At 73.7% G+C, this 25,547-nt stretch carries 23 protein-coding genes; 16 read left to right on the top strand and 7 right to left on the bottom strand.

Features of this window, described 5'->3' with window-relative positions:
- The first annotated feature begins 13 nt into the window (after positions 1-13).
- Positions 14-898, top strand: a complete 885-nt coding sequence (locus ABZ923_RS07750; protein ID WP_361468095.1) for an alpha/beta hydrolase — start codon at positions 14-16, stop codon at positions 896-898.
- A gap of 95 nt (positions 899-993) precedes the next feature.
- Here ABZ923_RS07750 and ABZ923_RS07745 read toward each other — a convergent pair whose 3' ends face one another.
- Positions 994-1,659 carry a bifunctional DNA primase/polymerase gene (locus ABZ923_RS07745; protein WP_361468093.1) on the bottom strand — a complete coding sequence of 222 codons (666 nt, stop codon included), beginning with the start codon at positions 1,657-1,659 and terminating at the stop codon, positions 994-996.
- A 295-nt stretch (positions 1,660-1,954) separates the two neighbouring features.
- Here ABZ923_RS07745 and ABZ923_RS07740 point away from each other — a divergent pair, with 295 nt between their 5' ends.
- Positions 1,955-3,340 carry a transcriptional regulator gene (locus ABZ923_RS07740; RefSeq protein ID WP_361468091.1) on the top strand — a complete coding sequence of 462 codons (1,386 nt, stop codon included), beginning with the start codon at positions 1,955-1,957 and terminating at the stop codon, positions 3,338-3,340.
- 200 nt (positions 3,341-3,540) lie between these two features.
- Positions 3,541-5,199: a hypothetical protein gene (locus ABZ923_RS07735; protein WP_361468088.1), complete on the top strand. Its 1,659-nt coding sequence runs from the start codon at positions 3,541-3,543 to the stop codon at positions 5,197-5,199.
- A 40-nt stretch (positions 5,200-5,239) separates the two neighbouring features.
- Here the strand turns inward: ABZ923_RS07735 and ABZ923_RS07730 are convergent, their stop codons facing one another.
- Positions 5,240-6,565 (bottom strand): ABC transporter substrate-binding protein, encoded by a 1,326-nt coding sequence (locus tag ABZ923_RS07730; RefSeq protein ID WP_361468085.1) that lies wholly within the window; start codon positions 6,563-6,565, stop codon positions 5,240-5,242.
- Between the two features lie 117 nt (positions 6,566-6,682).
- On the opposite strand from ABZ923_RS07730, the gene ABZ923_RS07725 reads away from it, so the two are divergent.
- Both ABZ923_RS07725 and purU read left to right on the top strand, forming a co-directional pair.
- Positions 6,683-7,183 carry a hypothetical protein gene (locus tag ABZ923_RS07725; protein ID WP_361468082.1) on the top strand — a complete coding sequence of 167 codons (501 nt, stop codon included), beginning with the start codon at positions 6,683-6,685 and terminating at the stop codon, positions 7,181-7,183.
- Positions 7,184-7,229: 46 nt separating this feature from the next.
- Complete coding sequence (purU, locus tag ABZ923_RS07720) at positions 7,230-8,114, top strand: formyltetrahydrofolate deformylase (protein WP_361468080.1); 885 nt, start codon at positions 7,230-7,232, stop codon at positions 8,112-8,114.
- Positions 8,115-8,162: 48 nt separating this feature from the next.
- On the opposite strand, the gene ABZ923_RS07715 is transcribed toward purU, so the two are convergent.
- Together ABZ923_RS07715 and ABZ923_RS07710 are read right to left on the bottom strand one after the other, a co-directional pair.
- Positions 8,163-9,374, bottom strand: coding sequence for a zf-HC2 domain-containing protein (locus ABZ923_RS07715; protein WP_361468290.1), 1,212 nt, complete (start codon positions 9,372-9,374; stop codon positions 8,163-8,165).
- A 143-nt stretch (positions 9,375-9,517) separates the two neighbouring features.
- Complete coding sequence (locus ABZ923_RS07710) at positions 9,518-10,075, bottom strand: sigma-70 family RNA polymerase sigma factor (protein WP_361468078.1); 558 nt, start codon at positions 10,073-10,075, stop codon at positions 9,518-9,520.
- A 335-nt stretch (positions 10,076-10,410) separates the two neighbouring features.
- On the opposite strand from ABZ923_RS07710, the gene ABZ923_RS07705 reads away from it, so the two are divergent.
- Both ABZ923_RS07705 and ABZ923_RS07700 read left to right on the top strand, forming a co-directional pair.
- Positions 10,411-10,791 (top strand): STAS domain-containing protein, encoded by a 381-nt coding sequence (locus ABZ923_RS07705; protein ID WP_361468076.1) that lies wholly within the window; start codon positions 10,411-10,413, stop codon positions 10,789-10,791.
- A gap of 146 nt (positions 10,792-10,937) precedes the next feature.
- Positions 10,938-11,450, top strand: a complete 513-nt coding sequence (locus ABZ923_RS07700; protein WP_361468074.1) for an EF-hand domain-containing protein — start codon at positions 10,938-10,940, stop codon at positions 11,448-11,450.
- Here the strand turns inward: ABZ923_RS07700 and ABZ923_RS07695 are convergent.
- On the bottom strand, positions 11,434-12,945 hold the full coding sequence (locus ABZ923_RS07695) for an AMP-binding protein (RefSeq protein WP_361468287.1): 1,512 nt from the start codon (positions 12,943-12,945) through the stop codon (positions 11,434-11,436). The two genes, ABZ923_RS07700 and ABZ923_RS07695, sit on opposite strands and share 17 nt — an antisense overlap.
- 88 nt (positions 12,946-13,033) lie before the next feature.
- On the opposite strand from ABZ923_RS07695, the gene ABZ923_RS07690 reads away from it, so the two are divergent.
- The 4 genes from ABZ923_RS07690 to ABZ923_RS07675 all read left to right on the top strand — a co-directional run bounded on the left by ABZ923_RS07690 (position 13,034) and on the right by ABZ923_RS07675 (position 17,256).
- Positions 13,034-14,227, top strand: coding sequence for an amidohydrolase family protein (locus ABZ923_RS07690; protein WP_361468284.1), 1,194 nt, complete (start codon positions 13,034-13,036; stop codon positions 14,225-14,227).
- Positions 14,227-15,360 carry an acyl-CoA dehydrogenase family protein gene (locus ABZ923_RS07685; RefSeq protein WP_361468073.1) on the top strand — a complete coding sequence of 378 codons (1,134 nt, stop codon included), beginning with the start codon at positions 14,227-14,229 and terminating at the stop codon, positions 15,358-15,360. Before ABZ923_RS07690 ends, ABZ923_RS07685 begins: the two co-directional genes overlap by 1 nt.
- Before the next feature lie 2 nt (positions 15,361-15,362).
- On the top strand, positions 15,363-16,229 hold the full coding sequence (locus ABZ923_RS07680; protein ID WP_361468070.1) for an acyl-CoA dehydrogenase family protein: 867 nt from the start codon (positions 15,363-15,365) through the stop codon (positions 16,227-16,229).
- 553 nt (positions 16,230-16,782) lie between these two features.
- Positions 16,783-17,256, top strand: coding sequence for an ATP-binding protein (locus tag ABZ923_RS07675; RefSeq protein WP_361468281.1), 474 nt, complete (start codon positions 16,783-16,785; stop codon positions 17,254-17,256).
- Positions 17,257-17,531: 275 nt separating this feature from the next.
- On the opposite strand, the gene ABZ923_RS07670 is transcribed toward ABZ923_RS07675, so the two are convergent.
- Positions 17,532-18,458, bottom strand: a complete 927-nt coding sequence (locus tag ABZ923_RS07670) for a cyclase family protein (RefSeq protein WP_361468068.1) — start codon at positions 18,456-18,458, stop codon at positions 17,532-17,534.
- A 102-nt stretch (positions 18,459-18,560) separates the two neighbouring features.
- Here ABZ923_RS07670 and ABZ923_RS07665 point away from each other — a divergent pair, with 102 nt between their 5' ends.
- From ABZ923_RS07665 to ABZ923_RS07650, 4 genes are all read left to right on the top strand, one after another.
- Positions 18,561-19,472, top strand: coding sequence for an SDR family NAD(P)-dependent oxidoreductase (locus ABZ923_RS07665; protein ID WP_361468065.1), 912 nt, complete (start codon positions 18,561-18,563; stop codon positions 19,470-19,472).
- Positions 19,473-19,633: 161 nt separating this feature from the next.
- Positions 19,634-20,782, top strand: coding sequence for an acyl-CoA dehydrogenase family protein (locus ABZ923_RS07660; protein WP_361468062.1), 1,149 nt, complete (start codon positions 19,634-19,636; stop codon positions 20,780-20,782).
- Positions 20,782-21,831 (top strand): alcohol dehydrogenase catalytic domain-containing protein, encoded by a 1,050-nt coding sequence (locus ABZ923_RS07655; protein WP_361468059.1) that lies wholly within the window; start codon positions 20,782-20,784, stop codon positions 21,829-21,831. The genes ABZ923_RS07660 and ABZ923_RS07655 overlap by 1 nt, the downstream gene beginning before the upstream one ends.
- A 119-nt stretch (positions 21,832-21,950) precedes the next feature.
- Positions 21,951-23,216 carry an MFS transporter gene (locus ABZ923_RS07650; protein ID WP_361468056.1) on the top strand — a complete coding sequence of 422 codons (1,266 nt, stop codon included), beginning with the start codon at positions 21,951-21,953 and terminating at the stop codon, positions 23,214-23,216.
- Here ABZ923_RS07650 and ABZ923_RS07645 read toward each other — a convergent pair.
- Entirely contained in the window at positions 23,118-24,143 is a 1,026-nt protein-coding gene (locus ABZ923_RS07645; RefSeq protein WP_361468053.1) for a helix-turn-helix domain-containing protein, read from the bottom strand. The genes ABZ923_RS07650 and ABZ923_RS07645 overlap by 99 nt on opposite strands.
- 71 nt (positions 24,144-24,214) lie before the next feature.
- On the opposite strand from ABZ923_RS07645, the gene ABZ923_RS07640 reads away from it, so the two are divergent.
- A complete protein-coding gene (locus tag ABZ923_RS07640; RefSeq protein ID WP_361468050.1) occupies positions 24,215-25,522 on the top strand; it encodes an MFS transporter in 1,308 nt (435 codons plus the stop codon).
- The last annotated feature ends 25 nt before the right edge of the window (positions 25,523-25,547 follow it).

The raw sequence follows: 25,547 nt of genomic DNA, 5'->3' as shown, positions 1-25,547 counted from the left end.
GGGTGCCAGGCCGATGGCACGGCGTATCGATGTGACGGGAGCGGGCGGGCTGCGCCTGGCCGCCTGGGAGTTCGCCGACCCTCCGAAACCGGAGGCGGAGCCGGGCGGTGCGGCTGGGCCGGAGTCCGGCGCTCCGGGAGTGCTGTTACTCCACGGCCTGATGGGCCGCGCCTCCCACTGGGCGTCCACCGCCCGCTGGCTCGCCGGCCGCCACCGGGCCGTGGCGCTCGACCAGCGCGGCCACGGCCGCAGCGACAAGCCCCCCGAGGCCGCCTACACCCGCGAGGCCTACGTCGAGGACGCCGAGGCCGCCGTGGAACAGCTCGGCCTCGCCCCCGTCGTCCTCATCGGCCACGCCATGGGCGCGCTGACCGCCTGGCAGCTCGCCGCCAAGCGCCCCGAGCTGGTCCGCGGCCTGATCATCTGCGACATGCGGGCGTCCGCGCTGGGCGCGGCCTCGCAGCGCGAGTGGGCCGACTGGTTCCGTTCCTGGCCCGTCCCCTTCGCCAGCCTCGCCGACGTCCGCAAGTGGTTCGGCGAGGACGACCCCTGGGTGGAGCGGCCCAGCCCCGCGCGCGGCGCGTTCTACGCCGAGGTGATGCACGAGCGCGAGGACGGCTGGCGGCCGGTCTTCGAGCCGCAGCACATGCTCAGCTCCCGCGAGACGTGGGTCTACGACGCCCACTGGGAGGAGCTGGCCCAGGTGCGGTGCCCGACCCTGGTGGTGCGTGGTGTGGACGGCGAGCTGGGCCGGGCGGAGGCGCAGGAGATGGTGCGGGTGCTGCCGCGCGGGGAGTACGCGGAGGTGCCGGACGCGGGGCATCTCGCCCACTACGACCTGCCGGAGGCTTGGCGGGGTGCGGTCTCGCCGTTTCTCGACGGCTTGCTCGGGGATTGAGCGCCTGCTCGTCTGCCGGGTTCTGTCTCGTCGGCGGCCACCGGTTCATCGTGGTTGTTCGCGCAGTTCCCCGCGCCCCTTCAGGGGCGCGGGGGCTACCGATCCCTCCCGCACGCGTAGGCCAGCGGCGAGATCAGCTCCTCCGCGTCCGGCAGCCACCGATTCGCGGGCGTGGGCCGGCAGGCCCACTGCACGGCCCCCCGCGACCCGAACCGCGTGGGCGGCGCGGCCACGTACGCGCCCTCGCCCTGGGCCACCAGATCCAGTGACGACAGCGACCACCCGATCTTGCGCACCAGCTCCGGCACCTTCGCGGAGGCGCCGGGCAGGACGAAGAAGTGCATCCGCCGGTCCGGGGTCAGCGTGACCGGCCCGAGCGTCAGCTCCATCCGCTCCATCCGGGCGAGCGCCAGGAACCCCGCGCTCTCCGGGACGGACAACGCGTCGAAGGTCCGCCCGGTCGGCAGCAGGATCGACGCCGTCGGCTGCTTCTGCCACATCCGGCGCGCGACGGTCGCGCTGCCGGTCGCCTGGGTCGCCCAGTCGGGGCGCGCGGGGTGCGCACCCGGCGCAGGGCAGGAGGCGTCACCGCACGAGCAGCGCTGCATCCCGTCGACGGCTTCCAGCCAGGTGCCCGGGAACACGTCCCAGTGCCGCTCCTCGGCGTACCGTACGGCCGTCTCCAGCAGCGATTCCCCGCGCTGCTGCGGAATGTGACCGGCAATCTGACTGTCCTGGGCGCCCGCGATCGTCTCTTCCACGCCCCACTCAACTCCCGCGCCCACCTGGAGTTACGGCTGTACCGCGCGCGGGGGAGGAGCATCGATTCGGCAGTCGGGGCGCATGGGTGCACGTCCGGGGGCGCGCGGGAGGAGACGGGGCGTGAGGCGGGTAGCCAGGGGTGGGGTGGCATCCGCTGTTACCCCGGCAAACCGCACATGTCGCGCATTGACGGTATGTCAGCGGGGCAGTGATCTTCCCGAACGGATCGTCTCGGCCGGATCCTCCCGACCGGAATTTCACGCTCCAGGGGATCGCAACGCAGGGGGTAAGCACATGGCCGCAAGGCCTCTCGTGGCGAGGCAGCCGAACGAACGGCTGCAGGCACTCATCCAGGAAGCGGGGTGCTCGAACGCCGGGCTGGCCCGGCGGGTCAACATGTGCGGCGCCGAGCACGGTCTCGACCTGCGCTACGACAAGACGTCCGTGGCCCGCTGGCTCCGCGGCCAGCAGCCACGGGGCCGCGCCCCGGCGATCATCGCCGAGGCGCTCGGGCGCAAGCTCGGCCGGACGGTCACGATCGACGAGATCGGCATGGCCAACGGCAAGAACCTCGCCTCGGGCGTGGGTCTCCAGTTCTCGCCGACGGTACTGGGGGCCATCGAGCAGGTCTGCGAGCTGTGGCGCAGCGACGTGGGGCGCCGGGACTTCCTGTCCGGCTCCTCCGTCGCCGCCTCCGCGCTGGTCGAGCCCAGCCGCGACTGGCTGATCTCGGCACCGGACGCCCAGGTGGCCCGGCAGGCGGGCCCGCGCGTGGGCCAGTCCGACGTGGCCGCCGTACGGTCCATGACGCAGGCGCTGGTGGACCTCGACCATCAGTACGGCAGCGGGCATGTGCGCCCGGTCGTCGTGCACTACCTCAACAGCGTCGTCTCCGGGCTGCTGGCGGGGTCGTACCGGGAGGCGGTCGGCCGCGAACTCTTCGCGGCGGTCGCCCGGTTGACGGAACTGGCCGGGTACATGGCCGTCGACACCGGCCAACCGGGCCTCGCCCAGCGGTACTACATCCAGTCGCTGCGGCTCGCCCAGGCCGCCGGGGACCGCGGCTACGGCGGCTATGTCCTCGCCGCCTCCATGAGCCATCTCGCCGCGCAGCTCGGCAACCCGCGGGAGATCGCCCAGTTGGCGCGGGCGGCGCAGGAGGGCGCGCGCGGGCATGTGACCCCGCGGGTGGAGGCGATGTTCCACGCCGCCGAGGCGCGCGGGCACGCCCTGCTCGGCGACGTGCGCTCCGCGCAGGCGGCCGGCGGACGGGCGGCCGACGCGATGGAACGGGCGGACGGCGCCGCCGGGAACGACCCGGTGTGGATCAGGCACTTCGACGAGGCCTACCTGGCCGACGAGCTGGCGCACTGCCACCGCGATCTCGGGCAGGCCGAGCAGGCGGCGCAGTACGCCGAGGAGGCGCTGGCCCGGCACCCCGAGTCCCGGGCCCGCCGGCGCGCGATCGGCTATGTGCTGCTCGCCACGGCCCAGGTGCAGCAGCGGGAGGTCGAGCAGGCCTGCAACACCGGCATGAAGGCGGTCGAGTTGCTGGAGACACTGCGCTCCAACCGGGGCGCCGAGTACCTGGACGACCTCCAGCAGCGCCTTGAGCCCTTCCGGGACGAGGCGGTGGTTCGGGAGTTCGGCGCACGCCTCGATCTCCAGCAGGCCGCGTGAACACCGGCCCCGCGGGAGCGTGAACGGGAAGCGAACGGCACCCGGCGTGCGCCGGGTGCCGTGATCAGCGCCTCGCGGGGTGGTTTTGTTACTGCTGTCACAGGGAAGGAGGTCGCGTTCCGAGCTGCGTGGCACGCGGCTCGGGGGACCCGGTAGCGTGAGCCGACGATTCACAAGGTCCCCCATTAGTAGGAGTCCCGGTGACGCAGAGTGGACAGGGCGAGGAGCCCTCGGCGCGGCCCGCGCGCGAAGGCATCGTGCTGCCTTCCGACGGAGGCGAGCCCCTGCTGCCGGGCATGACCGCGACGCCCGCCCCCGCCACCCCGGCCGGCGGGCAGGCCTGGGGCGGTTCCTGGGGCCCCGGGCAGCAGACGCCCCAGCAGGACCAGGGCCAGGGCTGGGCCCCGGCCCCGCAGTGGGGCGGCCAGGAGCAGCCCCCGTCCGCCGCGAACCCGGGCCCGCTGCCCCCGGAGGGCGCCCCGGCATACGGCGGCCAGGCACCGGCCTACGGCGGCCAGGAAGCCTCGTACGGCGGCTACGGCGCCGCGCAGCAGCAGGGCTTCGGCGCGCCCGACGCCTACCAGCAGCACCCCCAGGCGCCGCAGCCCCAGCAGCCGTACCCCGGAGCGCAGCCCGCCGCCGCGCCGCAGCCGCCCGCCCACCCGGGCGCGGGCGTCCCGCTGCCCCCGACGGCGGACGGCGCGACCCAGTACCTCCCGCCGGTCCCCGCCGGCCCCACGGCGGCCGCTGACGAGGGCGCCACCCAGTACATCCCGCCCGTGCAGGCCGCGCCGGCCGACGGCGCCACCCAGTACCTCCCGCCGGTCCAGGCCGGCCCCGCCGAGGCGGCCACCCAGTACATACCGCCCGTCGCGGCCGGTGCGCTGCCGCCGGAGTCGGGCGGCGAGGAGACGCGGTACCTCGGCCAGGTGCCCCGGCAGGCCGCGCCCGCGCCCTCCGACGCGGAGGCCACCCAGTACATCCCGCCCTACGCCGCCCAGACGCAGACCCAGCCGCAGGTCCAGGCCCAGGGGGGTGACCGGCAGCCGCCCGCCGAGTTCGACAACCTCTTCCGCGGCGGCCCGGGGGGCGACGGCCCGGCCGGGTCCACCCAGCAGCTCCCGCGCGTGCAGCAGCAGGACGCCTACCCCGGTCCGGCGCAGGCGTCGTACCGCCCGGCGCAGCCGTCGTACGACGAGGGCCCGGACGACGACGGCGGGCGGCGCGGGGGCCGGTCGCGGGTGCCGCTGCTCGCGGCGGTCGGCGTGGGCATCGTCGTGCTCGGCGTGGGCGCCGGCGCGCTGCTGAGCGGCGGGGGCGACAAGGACAAGGGCGGTGCCGACAAGACGGTCGCCGCCGCGTCCCCGGCCACCACCGAGGGCTCCGCCTCGCCCGCCGCCGACCCGGCCCGGCAGCAGGCGGTCGAGCTGGACAAGCTGCTCGCCGACAGCGGCAGCAGCCGGACCTCGGTGATCCAGGCCGTCGCCGACGTCAGGCGGTGCGACAACCTCGACCAGGCCGCCACCAACCTGCGGGACGCGGCCGGGCAGCGGGGCGAGCTGGTCACCCGGCTCGGCAAGCTGTCCGTGGACAAGCTGCCGGGCAACGCCGACCTGACGGCCGCGCTGACCAAGGCCTGGCAGGCGTCGGCCGCGGCCGACAACCACTACGCGGCCTGGGCCGGCCAGGCCAAGAACCGCAAGGTCTGCCACAAGGGGCACGCCCGCACCACCGGGGAGACCCAGGCCGGCAACCGGGAGAGCGGCACCGCCAGCGCGCAGAAGACGAAGGCGGCGGCGCTGTGGAACACCATCGCGCAGAAGTACGGCCTGACCCAGCGCCAGCCCACCCAGCTCTGACCGGCCGCCCGGCGTGGACGGGCCCCGCCCGCGGGGTCCGTCAGGGCACGTCCGCCTTCTCCAGGGTCGAGGTCATGTCGGCGATCCCGTTGGCGCCGCCGATGCCCCTGCGGGCCGCGACCAGCTTGCCGTCCCGCACCACCTGGAGGGTGACGTCGGCGTTGACCAGCCGCGGGAAGCCGACGCCGGCGAGCCTGCCCTCGTAGGGCCAGTGCAGGGTCGGCGTGAGCCCGCCGGTGGAGACCCGCAGGCCGTCGTCGAGGGTGTGGCGCACGGTGTCGGCGCTCACCTCCCCGGCGCCGATCCGCTCCAGGACGGCCCTGAGCACGGTGTAGGCGATCCACGTGGTCTGCACGCCGGCGTCCGCGGGGTCGATGCGGTTGTCGCCGAAGGCCTCCTCGTTGATCACCTTCTTCATCGGGTCCCAGCGCGGGTCGGAGACGACCGGGTACCAGCCGGTGATGTACGCCCCCTCGTACGGCCCCGTCGCCCCGCCCGTGGCGTTGATCACGGTCTGGTCGACGCTGCCGAGCACGGTCGCCGTGCGCACGTCCGGGAAGTTCGCGCGGGCCCGCCGGAAGGAGTCCATGAAGGTGTCCGTGCGGTCCCCGAGCGCGGGCACCACACAGCCCTTCTTCGTCACGTCCCTGGTGGCGTACCGCAGCGCCTGCTCGGCCTGCCCGCCGTACTCGGTGGCGTCCTCCGCGGCGAGCTGGTCGCCGGCGTCCGGGTGCCTGCCCGCCTTCAGCCCCGAGTCGAGCATCGCGGGCAGCTCGTCGCCGGCGATGCTGTCGGGGCGGACCAGGGCGACGTGGCCGCACTCGGCGGCGAGCGCCCTGCCGAGGCCGGCCAGCAGGGCGGGCTGGCCGCCGTTGACCGGGTACGACATGGCGCCCGTGAACTCGTCGTTCGTGACGCCGTAGCCGCCGATGTAGGGGATGCCGGCGCCCTCCAGCGGGGCGAGGTAGGAGTCGCCGAACTGGCTGTAGGAGCCGACGACCGCGACCACGTTCTCGGCCGCCGCGCGCCGGGCGCACTTGGCGGCGCCCACGCTGTCGTTGTGGTCGTTGCAGGTCAGCACCTCCAGCCGGCGGCCTTCGATGCCGCCGTGGGAGTTGACCCACTTCGCGTAGGCACGGGCCATCGCGGGCATGCCCGGCTTGTTGGTCGCGTCGGTGTCCTGGGGTGCCCAGGTCATCACCCGGACCGGGTCATCCCCGGAGCCCCCCGTGGCACCGGGGATGACCCCGCATGCGGCGGTGAGCGACGCGCAGAGGGCCACCGCGCCCACGGCGAGGGCGGTGGCTCTGACGGGGCGGGGAAGGGCGGGAGAAGGGGTGCTGCGCGTGCGTCGCCTGCCGGTCATGCACACGCACGATTCCCTCACAGGACTAACCTGGGAGTGACCTTCGGTCAACGAAAGGTGACGCTGAGGTGAATTACAGGGGCAGATGATGCTCCTGGGACGAGGAACGTACGATCGATGACCGTGCAAGGTTCGGAGAACACTTCCCGTCGCGGCCGTCGCTCCTCCACCATGGGCGGCATGCCCCTGAACGACATGCCGTGGTGGCGGTGGCGCAGCAACGTGCGCTCGGCGCTGCACATGCTCTCCGACCCGGTGTTCCAGCGGGACGTCTGGCTGGCCGGCGTGGACGGCTACGGTGACGTCACGGACGCCGTGTACCGGCTGGTGGAGGACACCTGGCTGGACAACTGGTCGGCCGAGAAGTACGTCGGCACCATATTCCGGGACTCGCAGGAGGCGGCGCTCGTCGACACCGCCGTGCTGCGGGTGCTGCGGATCATGCACCAGGTCGGCCCGGACGCGCCGGTCGCCGTGTACATGGAACACACCGGCTGGCCGGACGCGGTGCGGGCGGCGCGGGACGCGCACGTGCGCATGTCGGTGAGCGACGGCGAGGACCCGGACGCGCCGCCGAAGAGCCTGGAGGTGCTGCGGATCCTCACGAGGTCCGCGTAGCGGACGGCGGCCCGCGCAGGGGGACCGGTGTGGGACCCTGTAGTGCATGACCGATCAGTCCGCCTCTTCCGCCGCCGCACCGGCCGACCAGTACGTCCTCACGCTGTCCTGCCCGGACAAAAAGGGCATCGTGCACGCCGTGTCCAGCTATCTGTTCATGACCGGCTGCAACATCGAGGACAGCCAGCAGTTCGGCGACCACGACACGGGACTGTTCTTCATGCGCGTCCACTTCTCGGCCGAGGCGCCGGTGACGGTGGACAAGCTGCGGGCGAGCTTCGCCGCGATCGGTGACACCTTCCACATGGACTGGCAGATCCACCGGGCCGACCAGAAGATGCGCATCCTGCTCATGGTCAGCAAGTTCGGGCACTGCCTGAACGACCTGCTCTTCCGGGCGCGGATCGGCGCGCTGCCGGTGGAGATCGTGGCCGTGGTGTCGAACCACACCGACTTCGAGGAGCTGGTGGGCTCCTACAACATCCCCTTCCACCACATCCCGGTGACGAAGGACACGAAGTCGGAGTCCGAGGCCAGGCTGCTGGAGATCGTGCGCGAGGAGAAGGTCGAACTGGTCGTCCTCGCCCGCTACATGCAGGTCCTCTCGGACGACCTGTGCAAGCAGCTGAGCGGCCGGATCATCAACATCCACCACTCGTTCCTGCCGAGCTTCAAGGGCGCGAAGCCGTACCACCAGGCGCACGCGCGGGGTGTGAAGCTGATCGGCGCGACGGCGCACTACGTCACCGCGGACCTCGACGAGGGCCCGATCATCGAGCAGGAGGTCGAGCGGGTCGGGCACGGAGTGACGCCGGACCAGCTGGTGGCCATCGGACGCGATGTGGAGTGCCAGGCGCTGGCGCGGGCGGTGAAGTGGCACGCGGAGCGGAGGATCCTGCTCAACGGGCGCCGCACGGTGGTGTTCGCCTAGGAGGGCGGGGGCCCGCGCCCCTCCGGGCAGCTGCCCCGCCCCCCGGGTTCACATACGGCTGAGCGAGGCGACCGCGAGCAGGACGTCCCTGATCGCCTCCCGGTCGCCGACCTGACCGGCCGCCGCGTCCGCCGGCGGCACATGGCCCGCCGCCAGCCGGCAGAACTCCGCGCCGTCCAGCGCCACATGGGCCACCTCCAGGTCCGCGGAGCCGCGGGCCGCCGGTGAGTCCAGGGGGATCAGCCACTCGCCGCCACCCGAGCCCTCGATCTCCAGGCGCAGGCTGCGGCCGGGCGCGCCGGCCGGGACCAGGTGCGGGGTGCGGCGGCCCGGCGCCGACAGGCCCGCGCGGCGGCGCTCGGCCAGCACCGTCGGCAGCACCCGGACCGCGAGGTCGATCATCCGGTTCAGGTGCCGCGGCGCCGGCGGCTCGTACGGGTAGTCCACCGCCTCCGCGATGTCCTCGGCGTGCACCCAGCACTCGAAGGCGCGGTCCAGCATCGCGTCGTGCAGCGGCAGCGCGAAATCGCCGTACGACACCTCCAGTCCGCCCGCGTGGCCGCCGGTGAAGGACACCGTGCGCACCAGGCTGTGGCTCTGCTCCCGCCACGGCCCGCGCACCGAGCGCGTCGGCGGGAAGTGCGAGGCCCGCCAGTACGCCTCCGTCCGCCCGGCCGGCCCGGTGGCGCCCTGTTCCGCCGCGCCGACCACCTCGGTCAGCGGATCGTCCAGGCCGAGTGCCGTGGCCACCATGCCGTCCACCGACAGCAGGTGCGCGATCACCCCGGCGACGGTCGTACGACGGCTCGTCGGCGCGTCCGCCTCGAACCAGCGCAGCCGCACCGGCGCATGCCACTCCGCGTCCCCGAAGTCCTGGAGCAGCGCGTCCAGTCGCGCGGTCTCCGCGTCGTAGGGCGCCGCCCAGTCGGGCACCGGGATGCGCGGCGGCCGGCGGTTCAGGCAGCTCTCCAGGACGCGGGTGCGCAGCCCGGGGTCCAGGTCCAGGCTCTCCGGCTGGTGCAGCAGACCGACCGCCTCGCGCAGCCGGCGGGCCTCGTCGGCGCAGCCGCCGCAGCCGCCCAGGTGGTGTTCGACGGCCGCCGTCTCCGCCGCGGAGCAGGCGGCCAGCGCCCAGGCGCCGAGCAGCGACTTCAGGACGTCGTGCGAGAGGTCGAGCGGCACGGGTGCGAGGTCCCCCAGGTCGGCGAGGTCGGGCAGCGGGAGCCCGCTGTCCTCCACGGATGCGCGGGGCGTGGGTATGCGCGGGACCGGTGCCGGGTCGGGCCCGCCGGCACCGCGCGGGACGCCCCCCGCGCCACCGCCGGGCCCGCCTGCCCCGCGGCCGTCGCGCTTGCCGTGTGCGCCGTGTTCGTCGTGCGAGTCGAACCGGTCCGCTCCGTTGTTCACACCGCACCCCGGTATCCCGGCGGTGTGCCGGTGTCGTGGGCGGTGGACAGGAGTTGGAGGCCGAGGCGGAGCCGGCGGCGGGCCTCGTCCTCGGTGACACCGAGGTCGGCCGCGGTCTGGCGGTAGTCACGGCGCTGGAAGTAGGCCAGGTCCAGGGCGGCGCGCAGCGGGGCCGGCATGGAGTGGACGATGTAGTCGGCGCGGGCAGCGACGGAGGCGCGGCGGACCGTGCTCTCCCGTTCCTCGCGCCGCGGCTGCTCCCGCTCCTCCCGGTCCCGCAGCCGCTGCACGGCGACCCGGTGGGTGACGGCGGCGACCCAGGAGCGCAACGTGCCCTGCTTGGGGTCGAACAGCTCGGGGTGTTCCCAGACGTGGGCGAAGACCTCGCGGGTGACGGCGTCGGCGGCCTGCTCGTCACCGAGGACGCGGTGGGCGAGGCTGTGCACCAGGGAGGCGAAGCGGTCGTACAGCTCGCCCAGGGCGGCTGCCTCGCCGCGGGCCAGCCGCTGCTGCATCTTGCGGTCCCAGCGGGGCGGTACGTCCTTCCCGGCCATGCGGTCCCCTCCCCTCACCCTGTCCGGCCCGTCCAGCCTGTCGGTCCTGCCCTCTCGAATGTAGTCGGCACGTCTGACAGCGCACGCCCCTTTGTGTCAATGTGCGCCCCCGGAAGGGCCGCAGGTGATAGTGCCCCCTCCACATAACCTTCACACTGGACGCGTACATCCCTGATCGAACACGATCGATAGTGACCGAAACAAGTCCCTTGACGATCACCTGCCGTTTGCCGCATCAAGTTTCAGGGAACGGCCGCTGGGCAGCCGCGCGGAAAGAAACGTAGGAACTGCTTCCGTTTCCGGGCGGTTCCGGGAGATCCGGCGAGCGGAGGGGCATGGCCGTGGCATTCAACGTGACCGGCGTCGAACGGGGCGAGTGGGCCGTGCTCCGGGTGTCCGGGGAACTCGACCTGATGACGTCGCCGGTGCTGCGACAACGGGTGCACGACGTCGTGGCGGAGGGGCACCACAGCCTCGTCGTGGACCTCTCCGACGTGTTCTTCTGCGACTCCAGCGGGGTCGGCGTGCTCGTCGCCGCCCGCCGGCTGATCCGCTCCTGTCAGGGCCGGCTGCGGCTGATCCTGCCGGACCGGGGCGCCGACGACGGCTCGCACGTCAACCGCGTCCTCGGCGCGCTCGGCGTCCGCCGCCTCTTCGACGTCCGCCCCGACGTGGAGTCCGCCACCTCCGAGGACGCGGACCCGCTGTCGGCCTGAGCACGTTCCTCGGCCCGCCGCCACAGGGTTGTCCCGGAATTCCCCCGGTTTTGGCACAATCGACGCTTCGCCGACACTTCACCGCCCCCGCGACGTACGCTCCACCCGGATCAACCCCCACGTCAACGTAAGGCGGCCCGAAAGACATGGTCAGCACCGAGTACGAGCGCAGGATCGCCGCCCGGTTCGCCACCTTCGACCAGGACGGCAACGGCTACATCGACCGCGAGGACTTCAGCGCCGCGGCCAAGGCCCTGCTCGCCGAGTTCGCCGTGCCCGCCCGCTCCGACAAGGGGCAGGCGCTCTACGCCGGCGCGGAGGCGTTCTGGCAGGGCATGGCCGGCATCGCCGACCGGGACGGCGACCAGCGCATCACCCGCGAGGAGTTCGTCACCGGCGCGGTCAAGCGGCTGCGCGACAACCCCGGCCGTTTCGCCGAGATCGCCCGCCCCTTCCTGCACGCGGCCCTCGCCGTGGCCGACACGGACGCCGACGGCCGCGTCACGGTCGCCGACGCCGCCCGCGTCCTCCAGGTGCTCCACGTACCCGCCGACACCGCCCAGGCGGTGGCCGCCGCCCTCGACACCGACACCGACGGCCACATCACCGAAACCGACCTCGTACCGGCGTTCGCCCGCTACTTCACCGTCCCGGAGTAGCCGAGAACCGTTCCCGCAGCTTGTACTTCAGTACCTTCCGCAGGGTGTCGTTCCGCGGCAGGGCCTCCAGTACCTCCAGCCGTTCCGGGAGTTTGTGGACGGACAGGCCCTGGGCGCGGAGGTGGGACACGATGTCCGGGAGGGTCAACGGCGGGGTGCCCGGGCGCTGTTCGAGCACCGCGCAGACCAGTTCGCCGCGGTCGGGGTCCGGGAGGCCGACGACGGCCGCGTCGGCGATCGCCGGGTGGGTGGCGAGCAGGTCCTCGATCTCCTTGGCGGAGATGTTCTCGCCCTTGCGGATGATCACGTCCTTGAGGCGGCCGGTGAGCACCAGGTGCCCGGACGGGGTGAGGTGCCCCAGGTCGCCGGTGCGCAGGAAGCCGTCGGCGTCGAAGGCCGCGGCCGTCTGGGCGGGGTCCAGGTAGCCCTGGCAGACGGCCTCCCCGCGCAGCCGTACCTCGCCGTCGACGATCCGGATCTCCATGCCCCCGGGCGGCCGTCCCTCGGTCGTCGCCAGGTTCTCGGGGGTGTCCTCGGGGTCGCCCATGGTGATCATCGGGACCTCGGTCATGCCGTAGCCGTGGGTGAGCCGGACGCCCATCTCGCGGACCACGGCGTGGTACAGCTCGGGCGGCTTGGGGGCGCCGCCGCCCGCGAGGAGGCGCAGGGAGGGGATCACCTTCTCGCCCGGCCGCCTGCGCTGCTCGGCCAGGAACATGGAGTAGAAGGCCGTGGAGCCGCCGGCCACCGTCACGCCGTGCCGCCGGTACTCCGCCAGTGCCTCCGGCAGCGCGAAGTGCTCGAACATCACCGCCGGGAAGCCGTACAGCAGGAGCATCACCGTGTAGTCGGGGCCGGCTATGTGGGCGTACGGGAAGGCCATGGAGCCGACGTCGTCCGCCGACAGGCGCAGGGCGTGGGCCAGGCAGGAGCCGCCCGCGATCAGGGAACGGTCCGTGTGCAGCACGCCCTTGGGGTCGGAGGTGGTGCCCGAGGTCCAGTAGATCCAGCGGACCGAGGTGCCCTCCGCGGGCGGCGGGGGCAGCACGGAGGGGTCGCCGTCGGGGAGGGTGCCGTACGCCTCGAAGACGCCCTTGGCGCCGAGGCGGTGCGCCATCCCGGTGTGGTCGTGGCCGCGCCACACGCCCGGTACGGCGAAGAACTCCGCCTTCGACTCGCGCAGCGCGAACCCGGTCTCCCGTTCCCGGTAGTAGGGGATCAGCGGGGACTGCACGGCACCCAGGCGGGCCAGCGCGAAGGACAGCAGGGCGGTCTCGATGCGGGTGGGCAGCTGCCAGGCGACCACCGTGCCGGGGCGCACCCCCATGCCGTACAGGCCCGCCGCGACCCGCTCGGCGCCCTCCCGCAGCCCCCCGAAGGTGAGCGTCCGGCCGCCCTGGAGCAGCACCGGGCGGTCGGGGGTGAGCCGGGCCCGCCGGTCGGCCAGCTCCCACAGCGTGCGGGCGGAACTCAGGGTGTGCGGGGTCTCGTCCACGGGTGCCCCCTGCTTGGCTGACGGCTCGTCAGCTGCCATGCTATCTGACGGACCATCAGATAAGTACCGTCCGGCGGAGGGGACCATGGTGACCGAACTGCCCCGCATCATCAGCGTCGACGACCACGTGATCGAGCCCGCCCACCTCTTCGCGACGTGGCTGCCCGCCAGGTACCGCGACCGGGGGCCGCGTCCGCTGACCGCCGGCATCGGCGAACTGGCCTACGTCGGCGGGAAGTACCAGATCACCATGGACCCGCAGGGCCAGCCCACCGACTGGTGGATCTACGAGGACCTGAAGTTCCCGTACAAGCGGAACATCGCCGCCGTCGGCTTCGACCGGGACGAGATGACCCTGGAGGGGATCACCCGGGAACAGATGCGCCCCGGGTGCTGGGACCCGGCCGAGCGCCTCAAGGACATGGACCTCAACCACGTCGAGGCCTCCCTCTGCTTCCCGACCTTCCCGCGCTTCTGCGGGCAGACCTTCGCCGAGGCCCACGACAAGGAGGTCGCCCTCGCCTGCGTCCGCGCCTACAACGACTGGATGGTGGAGGAGTGGTGCGGGGACAGCGGCGGCCGGCTGATCCCGCTGTGCCTGATCCCGCTGTGGGACGTCGAACTGGCCGTCGCCGAGATCCGGCGCAACGCCGCGCGCGGGGTGCGGGCCGTCACCTTCTCCGAGATCCCCACCCACCTCGGGCTGCCCTCCATCCACTCCGGCTACTGGGACCCGTTCTTCGCCGTCTGCCAGGAGACCGGCACGGTCGTCAACATGCACATCGGCAGCAGCTCCCAGATGCCCGCCGCCTCCCCCGACGCACCGCCCGCCGTCCAGGCGTCCCTGAGCTTCAACAACGCCATGGCCTCGATGATGGACTACCTCTTCAGCGGGGTCCTGGTGCGCTTCCCGCAACTCACACTGGCCTACTCGGAGGGCCAGATGGGCTGGATCCCGTACGCCCTGGAACGCGCCGACGACGTGTGGGAGGAGCACCGCGCCTGGGGCGGGGTCAGGGACCTGATCCCCGAACCGCCGTCGACGTACTACTACCGGCAGATCTACTGCTGCTTCTTCCGCGACAGGCACGGCGTCGCCTCGCTGGACGTGGTCGGCCGCGACAACGCCACCTTCGAGACCGACTACCCGCACGTCGACTCGACCTTCCCGCACACCAAGGAGGTCGCCCTCGACCATGTGAAGGGCCTCGACGACGAGACCGTGTACAAGCTGATGCGGGGCAACGCCATCCGCATGCTCGGCCTGGACCTGGACCGCTAGTGGACCTGTCCTGCACGCCCGAGGAGGAGGAGTTCCGGGCCCGGCTGCGCGCGTGGCTCGGCACGGTGCTGCCCACCCTGCCGGCCAGGCCGTCCCCGGACGACTGGCCCGGCCGCCGCGCCTACGACCTCGGCTGGCAGCGGATGCTGTACGACGCCGGGTACGCCCACGTGCACTGGGACGCCTCCCCGACCCTCCGGCTGATCTTCCTGGAGGAGACCGAGCAGGCGGGCGCGCCCTATGTGGGCGCCAACTTCGTCGGACTGCTGCACGCCGGGCCGACGATCGCCGCCGAGGGCACCGCCGGGCAGCGGGCGCGCTGGCTGCCGCCGATCCTGCGCGGCGAGCAGGTGTGGTGCCAGGGGTTCAGCGAACCGGACGCCGGGTCCGACCTCGCGTCGCTGCGCACGCGCGCGCGGAGGGACGGCGACGCCTACGTGGTGACCGGGTCCAAGATCTGGACCTCGCACGCCGAAGTCGCCGACTGGTGCGAGCTGCTGGTCCGCACCGACCCCGCCGCGCCCCGGCACCGGGGCATCACCTGGCTGGCGATGCCGATGGACGCCGAGGGCGTCACCGTACGGCCGCTGCGCACCCTCGCCGGATCGGCGGAGTTCGCCGAGGTGTTCCTGGACGAGGTGCGGGTGCCGGTCGCCAACCGGGTGGGGGAGGAGAACGACGGCTGGCGCGTCACCATGGTCACCCTCTCCTTCGAACGCGGCACCGCCTTCGTCGGCGAGGTCGTCGCCTGCCGCCGCGTCCTCGCCGAACTCGCCCGCACCGCACGCGGCAACGGGCGCTGGGACGATCCCGTGCTGCGCCGCCGGCTGGGCCGGCTCGACGCGGAGTTCCGGGCGCTGTGGCGGCTGACCCAGTGGAACGTGAGCGCGGCGGAGGCGAGCGGCGGGGTGCCGGGCGTGGGCGGCTCGGTGTTCAAGCTCCGCTACTCGCACGCCCGGCAGGAGCTGTACGACACCGCCGCCGAGGTCCTCGGCCCGGACGGCCTGGACCTGGACCGCCCCTGGGTGCTCGACCGGCTGTCCTCGCTGTCGTACACGATCGCCGCCGGCACCTCGCAGATCCAGCGCACCATCGTGGCCGAGCGGATCCTCGGCCTGCCCAGGGGGAGGTGACCGTGCGCTTCCGGCTCACGGACGACCAGGAGGCCCTGCGGGCGGGCACACGGGAGCTGCTGGGGCGGTGCTTCGGCCGGGAGGCGCTGCGCGCGGCCGTCGACACGCCCGGCCGGCTCGACCGGGCCCTGTGGCGGACGCTCGGCGAGGCCGGTTTCTTCGCCCTGCGGCTGCCGGAGGCGGACGGCGGGGTCGGGCTGGGGCTGCCCGAGGCGGTGCTGGTCTTCGAGGAGGCGGGCCGGGCGCTGCTGCCCGGGCCGCTGGTCGCCACGCACCTCGCGGCCGCGCGCGTGCCCGGGGCGGCGCGCGGGGAGACGGTCGTGGCGGCCGTCGACGGGGAGCTGGCGGAGTGGCTGGACGCGGCCGACGTGGTCCGCGGGGACGCCTCCGGAGCCGTACCGCTGCGGTCGGTGGATCCGCTCACCCCGCTGCACCGGGTGCCGGTCCCCGGCCCCCCGGACCCCGTCGTCGTGCTCCTGACCGCCGCCGAACAGCTGGGCACGGCTGGACGGGTGTGCGAGCTGGCCGTGCAACACGCCCGGCGGCGCGAGCAGTTCGGGCGGCCGGTCGGCGCCTTCCAGGCCGTCCAGCACCTGTGCGCCGACCTGCTGGTGCGGGCCGAGACCGCCCGGGTCGCCGTCTACGCCGCCGCCGTCACCGCCGACCCCGCCGACATCGCCGCCGCCCGGCTGCTCGCCGACGAGGCCGCCGTGCAGGGGGCGCGCGACTGCCTCCAGGTGCACGGCGGCATGGGTTTCACCTGGGAGGCTGACGTGCATCTGCACCTGAAACGGGCCTGGGTGCGGGCCCGGCGCGCCGGGGGGAGCACGCAGGGGGCGGAACTGCTCGCCGCCGCGCTGGCGGGCTGACCCGACGGCCGCGCCCCGGGCCGCGGTACGCCCGAAGCCATGGCCCACGATGTCGCGGATCGTGGCGTACTGGAATCACGGAGCGTTGATACCGGGTTGTGTCCTGCTTGAGACTCGTCACGGCCTGGAGTCGGGCGGGTGCTCCGGTACCTTGTGTGGGATGCGAGTGGCTGCGCGTACGAGCCGTGCCGGCGGTCCCCCTGGGACGGTGCCGGGCCGCGCGGTGTGCGCCGCTGCTCGCGGGGCGGTCGCGGTCGTGGCCGCCGCTTGTTCGAACCCCCGGCACGAGCGTCGCACAGTATGCCGCACGCGTACTCCTTCGCGCGGGAATATGCCCGAAGCGCTTGTTGGGGTGACTGTACGTCAACCATGCTGTCTCGCAAGGGAGTCACAGTCCGTGACCCCTGCTCTGGCCGTTGTTCTGGCCATGCAGAAAATGGCTACGATCGTGGCCCTCGTCGTGATCGTCGCCACGGCTGCCGCCGTGGCACGCGGTCGGCGTGGGGTCATGTGTCCGCCGGTTCGGATGGTGTGAGCGGTGCAGGTGCTTCAAGTGCAGCTGGAGATCCGGCCCGACCCCGCGGAGGTGGGGCGAGCCAGGAGGTGGGCCCGCTCGCGGCTCGCCGGATCGGGGATAACGGCCGACGAGCCGCTGGCCGAGACCCTGATCCTGCTCGTCTCCGAGCTGGTGACCAACGCCGTGGTGCACACCGGCCGTCCGGCCGTGCTGCGGCTGTGCCTGCCGGCCCCGGCCGCCGGGGAGTGCCCGTCGGCCACGGTCCGGGTCGAGGTCGCGGACGGCAGCTCGCGCGCCCCCGTGCCCCGTTGCGCCGGCGGTGACGCCACCGGCGGGCGCGGCCTGGCCCTCGTGGACTGCCTGGCCGACCGCTGGGGCTGGAGCCCCGACGGCGCGGGCAAGAGCATCTGGTGCGAGCTGGACCGCTGTTCAGCACCCCGGGAGAGCGCGGCGCTGGCGTACGGGGGCGGTTCGTCCGCGTACGAGGGTCTCGCCTTCGAAGCCGTGTAGTCACCGGGAGCGGTGATGCGCCGGGGGGTGCAACCGTGCGCGGGCCCCGCGAGCATGGTGTCGCAACACATCCCCGTACCGGCGTTGACGTCTTCTGGGCGGCTGATCAGGCTTGGGGGCGACGATTCGCCGCGAGGGGACGGCGAGGGCCGCCCGGGGGTTCGGTGGTCCTCGTCGAAGGCGGGTCGCAGCGGGTGGCGGCGCGTGCGTAGGACGGTGGGGGAGGCGCGCCGCCAACCGCTACCGTGCCGGCGCGGCCGTGGCCGCGTCGCGCTTCAGAGGATCGCCACCGGCGCCACCGGTGTGCCCGTCGCGCCCACGAACGGCTCGGGCATCGCCGACAGCAGGAACGTGTACCGTCCCGTTTCTCCACAGGCTGTGGACAACTCTTCGAGATTCCAGTTCTGGCCCTGCAGCATCCCCATCTCCACCAGGTGCAGGGCGTGCACGGGCAGCCACAGATCTTCGATCTCGGGCGGAAATATCTCAAACGTGAGCGTGTCGTTCGCGACCGCCGCCACGTCGCGCGCGTGGAACCACTCCGGGCAGCGCACCGAGAGCCCCGGCGACGGATAGCCGTACCCGTGCTTGTCCCCGGCCAGATAGACCTGCACCTGCCCGGTCCGTACGAGCACGACGTCCCCGGCACGCACGCGCGTACCGGCGAACTCCTCGGCCGCCCGGAGGTCCTCCGGCGTCACCGCGTGGCCGCCCGCCAGCCGGTCCACCCCGCGCGCGCGGGCCACGTCCAGCAGCACCCCGCGCGAGACGAGGTGGCGCACCTTGTCGATGCCGCCGAACTCCGCACCGCCGTGTGCGGTGACCGTGTGCGCCGGGCGGCCGTTGTAGAGCTTCCCGGAGTGCGAGACGTGGGGCAGCGCGTCCCAGTGGGTGCCGGCCTGCAGGCCCATGGTGACCGCGTCGTCGTTGCACGCCACCGTTCCCGGCCCGAACAGTTCCTGGTTGAGCTGCACCATCGCGTGCAGCGGGTTGAGCCGGCCCGGGATCATCCCCGTCTGCACGCCGTCCTGCCGGAGGGGGAGGGCGAGCGGGACGCGGCGGCCGGTGCGCACCTCGGCGGCGGCCTCGCGCACCACCTCGTCCGTGATCAGGTTCAGGGTGCCGATCTCGTCGTCGGCGCCCCAGCGCCCCCAGTTGTTCACGCGCCCCGCGATCGCGTGGAACTCCTCCGCCAGTGCCATCCGGTGCCTCCCCGGGGCTTGTGCCCGCGCGTGCGGCGGGCCATAAAATCTAACGGACCGTCAATCTAACGAACCGTCAGAAACTGCGGGAAGGGGCCGGGCGTGGGGAACTTCTTGGCAGGCAAGGTCATCGCCGTGACGGGTGCCGGGCGCGGCATCGGGCGGGCGGTGGCCCTGGCGGCGGCGGCCGAAGGGGCGAAGGTCGTCGTCAACGACCACGGCGTGGCGGTGGACGGCGCCTCGCCCACCAGCGAGGTCGCGGAGGCCGTCGTCAAGGAGATCGAGGCGGCGGGCGGGGCGGCCGTCGCGGTCGCCGACGACATCTCCACCATGGCCGGCGGGCAGCGGGTCGTGGACACGGCGGTGCAGTCCTACGGCCGCATCGACGGGGCCGTGTGCGTGGCGGGCATCCTGCGCGAACGCATGCTGTTCAACATGACCGAGGAGGAGTGGGACCCGGTCGTCGCCACCCACCTGAAGGGCACGTTCACCGTGTTCCGGGCCGCGTCCGCCGTCATGCGCGCGCAACGCTCCGGCACCCTCGTCGGCTTCACCAGCGGCAACCACCAGGGATCCGTCTCGCAGGCCAACTACAGCGCGGCCAAGGGCGGCGTCATCTCGCTGGTCCGCAGCGCGGCCCTGGGGCTGCACAAGTACGGGGTGACCGCGAACGCGGTGGCGCCGGTGGCCCGTACCCGGATGTCGGCGAACGTGCCGACGGAACTGGCGGAGATCGGCGAGCCGGAGGACGTGGCCGCGCTGGTGGTGTACCTGCTGTCCGAGCGGGCCGCCGCGCAGGGCGTCACCGGGCAGGTGTACACGGTCGCCGGACCGAAGATCGCGGTCTGGGCGCAGCCCAGGGAAATCCGTTCCGTTTACGCCGAGGGGACCTGGACGCCGGAGCGGATCGCCGAGGTGCTGCCGGGGTCGGTGGGGGTGGATCCGATGCGGATGCTCTCCGAGCTGCGGGCGATGGAGGAGGCGGCGCGGCGTGGGGGCCGGCCGAACACCTGAGAGCCCGGGGCGCGTTGCGGTGGGGCGGCTGCGGGTGCGTGGTGGCTGGTCGCGCGGTTCCCCGCGCCCCTTCGGGGGCGCAGCGGCACCCCGTCGGCGCGGGTGAGCGAACGCGCCTCCGGCCGGCACCGACGCCGGTCGCCAACCAGAGGTGGTGGACGATGGAGTTCGGGTTCAGCGATGAGGACGAGGACTTCCGTGCCGAGGTCCGGGCGTGGCTGGGGGAGCGCGTCGACGCCTCGATGGGCAAGCGCGCCTGGGAGAGGACCCTCGGTGCCGCCGGATGGATCGGGCTCGGATGGCCGGAGCCGGGGTACGGCAACCGCACCGGCACCCTCACCCAGCAGGTCGTGTGGGCCGAGGAGTACGCCCGGTCGGGGGCGCCCCCGCGCTCCGGGCACATCGGGGAGAACCTGCTGGCGCCCACCCTCCTCGCCCACGGCAGCGAGGAGCAGAAGAAGCGGTTCCTGCCGCCGGTCGCCGCCGGCGAGGAGCTGTGGTGCCAGGGGTACAGCGAACCCGGTGCCGGGTCCGATCTCGCCGGGGTGCGGACGGCGGCGGTGCGGGAGCGGGACGGGTACCGGATCCGTGGGCAGAAGATCTGGACCTCGCTCGCCCACGAGGCCGACTGGTGTTTCGTGCTGGCCCGGACCGACCCGGACGCGCGGCGGCACCACGGGCTGAGCTTCCTGCTCGTGCCGATGGACCAGCCCGGCCGGATCGAGGTCCGGCCCATCCGGCAGCTGACCGGCACGAGCGACTTCAACGAGGTCTTCTTCGACGGGGCACGCGCGCGCGTGGAGCACGTCGTCGGCGGGGAGGGCAACGGCTGGCGGGTGGCGATGAGCCTGCTGGGCTTCGAGCGCGGGGTGTCGACGCTGGCCCAGCAGATCGGCTTCGCCCGGGAGCTGGCGCAGGTCATCGACGCCGCCGTGCAGACCGGGGCCGTACACGACCCGGTGCTGCGCGCCCGGCTGGTGCGGCAGTGGGCCGAGCTGCGGGTGATGCGCTGGAACGCCCTGCGCACCCTCGGCGGCCCGGCCGGCCCCGGCGCGCCCAGCGTGGCCAAGCTGCTGTGGGCGAACTGGCACCAGCGGCTGGGCGAGCTGGCGGTCGAGGTCCGGGGCGCGGCGGCGGCCGCGGGGCCCGCGGACTGGTCGGCCGCATCGCCGTACCCGCTCGACGCGGCCCAGCACCTGTTCCTGTTCTCCCGGGCCGACACCCTCTACGGCGGCTCGGACCAGATCCAGCGCACGATCATCGCCGAGCGCGTGCTCGGTCTGCCGGCCGAGCCGAAGGGGGCCGTGTGATGCGTGGTGTGGTGTTCGACGGCAGACAGGTCCGGGTCGTCGACGACCTGGCGGTGCGGGAGCCCGGGCCGGGCGAGGTGCTGGTCGCGGTCGCGGCGGCCGGACTGTGCCACAGCGACCTGTCGGTGGTGGACGGCACCATCCCGTTCCCCGTACCGGTGGTGCTCGGCCATGAGGGCGCCGGGGTCGTGGCGGCCGTGGGCGCGGGCGTCACCCATGTCGCGCCCGGTGACCACGTCGCCCTGTCCACGCTCGCCAACTGCGGTACCTGCGCGGAGTGCGACCGGGGGCGGCCGACCATGTGCCGGCAGGCGATCGGGCGCCCGGGGAAGCCGTTCACGCGGGGCGCGGAGCCGGTGTACCAGTTCGCCGCGAACTCCGCCTTCGCGGAGCGTACGGTCGTCAAGGCCGTGCAGGCGGTGCGGATCCCCGAGGACATCCCGCTGGCGTCGGCCGCGCTGATCGGGTGCGGGGTGCTCACCGGGGTCGGCGCGGTGCTGAACCGGGCCCGGGTGGACCGCGGGGACAGCGTGGTCGTCATCGGCACGGGCGGGATCGGGCTGAACGTCCTCCAGGGCGCGCGGCTCGCGGGCGCCCTGCGCATCGTGGCCGTGGACGCCAACCCGGCCAAGGAGGCGGCGGCCCGGCAGTTCGGCGCCACCGACTTCCTGACGTCGGCGGAGGGGGTGCGGGACCTGCTGCCGACGGGGGCCGACCACGTCTTCGAGTGCGTGGGCCGGGTGGAGCTGATCCGCCGGGCCGTCGACCTGCTCGACCGGCGCGGCCAGGCGATCCTGCTCGGCGTGCCCCCGGCCACGGCCGAGGCGTCCTTCCTGGTCTCCTCCCTCTACCTGGACAAGTCGGTCCTCGGCTGCCGCTACGGCTCCTCGCGGCCCCAGCGGGACATCGCCCTGTACGCCGAGCTGTACCGGCAAGGGCGTCTGCTGCTCGACGAGTTGGTGACCGCCGCCTATCCGGTGGAGGACTTCGACAAGGCCCGGGCGGAGGCGGAGGCGGGGCGGGTGGCGCGGGCGGTGCTCACGTTCTGAGCCGCGCCGGCCGCCCGGTGCGGTGTGCTGACCCTCCGTCAGGCGCGGTGGCCGGAAGTTGTCCACAGGCTCGGGAAATCGGGTCGGCGGTTGTCGGTGCCGGCCCCTACCGTCGAGTCATGAGCTACCGCGATGTCGTTTCCCGGCGGGTCCTGACCTGGGCCCTGGTGGCCGTCGGCGCCCGGATGCCGGTGGCCATGGCCCCGCTGGCCCTGGTCTTCCTGGTCCGCGAGCGCCCGGGCGGCTACTCCCTGGGCGCGGCCCTGGCCGCGGCCTACGTCGTCGGTGAGATCCTCGGCGCCCCCGTGCTCGGCATGCGCCTGGACGCCCGGCGGGCCCGGCCGCACCTGGCCGCCGGACTCGCCGCGGGCGCCGCCGGTTTCGCGGGCCTCGGCGCGTTCCCCGGCGCGCCCGGCGCGGTGCTCGCCGCGTTCGCGTTCCTCGCCGGGGCCGGCCCCGCCGCGGCGCCCGGCGGACTGCGCGCGCTGCTCACCTCCCTGGTGCCGGGGCACGCGGCCGCCCAGGCGCTGTCCGTGGAGTCGATGCTCACGTTCGGCGTCTGGGCCGTCTCCCCGGCCACCGTCACCGGCCTCGCCCTCGGCGCCGGCCCCCGCTTCCCGCTGCTGCTCGAAGCCGCCCTGATGGCCGCGTCCGTGGTGGGCCTGTGGCTCCTGCCGGCCGGCTGGGCGGCGGACGGGCAGGGCGAGCGGGACGGGAAGGGCACGTCGAGACTGCGCGTGCTGGCCCGGGCCTGGCCGGTGTACGTCACGGGCGCGGCCAGCCTGTCCCTGCTGGCCCTTGCCGAACTCGTGCTGCCCGCCCTGCTCGAACAGCGCGGCATCGGCGTCGGCTGGGCGGGCCCGCTGCTGACGGTGATGTCGGTGGCCTCGGCCGTCGGTGCCTTCCTGTACGGCCTGCGGACCTGGCCGGGGCGGCTCAGCACCCGCAGCGTGGTCCTGATGGCCGGGACGGCCGCCGCGGTGACCGCGGTCGCCCTCGTACCCGGCGCGCCGGGCATCGCGGCGGCGCTGGGCGTGGCCGGGCTGCTCCAGTCCGGCGCGATGCTCACCCGCAACCTGTCCCTGCGCGAGGTGCTCCCGCCGGGAGCGCTGGCCGCCGGTTACTCGGTCATGTACGCGGCCGTCGGAGCCGGTTACGCGGCCACCGGCTCCCTCGCCGGCGCCCTGCTGCCGCTCGCCGCACCCTCGACGGCGATCCTCGCCGGGGTGGCCCTGACCCTGCTGCTGACGGCGGTCGGCTGGTGGGGCGAGATACGCCTGGCCCGGTCAGTGCCGGGCGCCGGCGCCACCGTGCCGCTCGGCGCCGCCGCCGGTGCGGAAGGTACGCCGGTAGGCGGTGGGCGTGACCCCGAGCGCCGCCTGTAGGTGCTGGCGCATCGACTGGGCCGTGCCGAAGCCCGATTCCCGGGCCACCTGGTCCATCGACAGGTCGGTGGTCTCCAGCAGGTGCCGGGCGCGCTCCACGCGCTGCTGGGTGAGCCACTGGCCGGGGCTGACGCCGACCTCCTCGCGGAAGCGGCGGGTGAAGGTGCGGACCGACATGGCCTCCCGCTCGGCCAGGTCGCGCAGCTGGATCGGCTCGTCCAGCCGGGCCAGCGCCCAGGCCCGGGCGGCGGTCGTCGTGGCCAGCTGGGGGTCGGGGACCGGGCGGTGGATGTACTGGGCCTGGCCGCCGTCGCGGTGGGGCGGTACGACCGTGCGGCGGGCCACGTCGTTGGCGACGGCCGTGCCGAAGTCGCGGCGGACCATGTGCAGGCACAGGTCGATCCCGGCGGCCACGCCGGCCGAGGTCAGCACGTCACCGTCGTCGATGAAGAGCACGTCCGGATCCACCCTGACCTTCGGGAACATCCGCTGGAAGCGCTCGGCGTCGGCCCAGTGCGTGGTCGCCGGGCGGCCGTCCAGGCGGCCGGCGGCGGCGAGGACGTAGACGCCGGTGCAGATGGAGGCGAGCCGGGTGCCGGGGCGGATGCGGGCGAGGGCGGCGGCCAGGTCGTCGGTGAGCCGGCCCTCGTCGTAGAGCGGGCCGCGCTCGTACGAGGCCGGCACGATCACCGTGTCGGCGGTGGCCAGGGTCTCGGGGCCGTGGGCGACGTGCACGGCGAAGTCGGCGTCCGTCTCGACCGGGCCGGGCGGCCGTACCGAGCAGGTCACGACCTCGTACAGGTGCCGGCCCCGCGCGTCCTTGGGGCGGCCGAAGATGCGGTGCGGGATGCCCAGCTCGAAGGGCAGCAGGCCGTCCAGGGCGAGGACGGCGACCCGGTGCGGCCGGTATTCCCCTGTGGTGCTCATGGCCCGATCGTAGCGAAGGCTGTCCTCCGGGCCACTCGATGGGCGGAGGCGGGTACCGGAGGCTGGATGACGTGACTCAGACAAGACCCGCCGCCGTCCCCGTCCAGGCCCCGCCCGGCCGGCGCCACCGCGTGCACCGCGCCTGGTTCGTCGCCGCCGTCACGTTCGTCACGATCACCGGCGCGGCGGCCTTCCGCTCCCTGCCCGGCCTGCTCATCGACCCGCTGCACCAGGAGTTCGGCTGGTCGCGCGGCACGATCGGCGCGGCCGTCTCCGTCAACCTGGCGCTGTACGGCCTCACCGCGCCGTTCGCCGCCGCGCTGATGGACCGCTTCGGCATCCGCCGCGTGGTCGCCGCCGCGCTCACCGTGATCGCGGTCGGCTCGGGCCTGACCGTGTGGATGACGGCGGCCTGGCAGCTGCTGCTGTGCTGGGGCCTGCTGGTGGGACTCGGCACCGGGTCCATGGCGCTGGCCTTCGCCGCGACGGTCACCAACCGCTGGTTCACCGAGCGGCGCGGCCTGGTCAGCGGCATCCTCACCGCGGCCTCCGCCTCCGGCCAGCTGGTCTTCCTGCCGCTGCTGTCCTGGATCGTCGAGCGCCACGACTGGCGGCCCGCCGCGGTCACGGTCGCCCTGGCCGCGTTCGCCGTGGTCCCCTTCGTCTGGCTGCTGCTGCGCGACCACCCGGCCGACGTGGGCGTGGCGCCGTACGGCGCGCGGGAGTTCGTCCCCAAGCCGGCGCCCGTCACCGGCGCCGCCCGCCGCACGCTCGGCGTGCTGTCCTCCTCCGTCCGTACGGGCACCTTCTGGCTGCTCGCCGGCACCTTCGCGATCTGCGGCGCGTCCACCAACGGCCTGGTGCAGACCCACTTCGTGCCCGCCGAGCACGACCACGGGATGCCCGTGACGACGGCGGCCTCGCTGCTCGCGGTGATCGGCGTGTTCGACGTCGTCGGCACGATCGCCTCCGGCTGGTTCACCGACCGCTTCGAACCGCGCCGCCTGCTCGCCGTCTACTACGCCCTGCGCGGGCTGTCCCTGCTCTTCCTGCCGATGCTGCTGGGCCCCGCCGTCCACCCGCCGATGCTCTTCTTCATCGTGTTCTACGGCCTGGACTGGGTGGCCACCGTCCCGCCCACGCTGGCCCTGTGCCGCGAGCAGTTCGGCGAGGACAGCGCCATCGTCTTCGGCTGGGTGCTCGCCTCCCACCAGATCGGCGCGGCCCTCGTCGCCTACCTCGGCGGAGCCGCCCGGGACGTCTTCGGCTCCTACGACGTCGTCTGGTACGCCTCCGGCACGCTGTGCGCGGCGGCGGCCCTGATGGCGCTGGTCATCCGACGCGGCACGCCGGCCGTCCGCGCCCTCGCCGTATCCTGAACGCACCTCGGGGCGATCGACGAGG

The sequence above is a fragment of the Streptomyces sp. NPDC046881 genome, assembly GCF_040645015.1.
Classification (GTDB): domain Bacteria; phylum Actinomycetota; class Actinomycetes; order Streptomycetales; family Streptomycetaceae; genus Streptomyces.
This window is presented reverse-complemented; position numbering and strand designations above follow the sequence as displayed.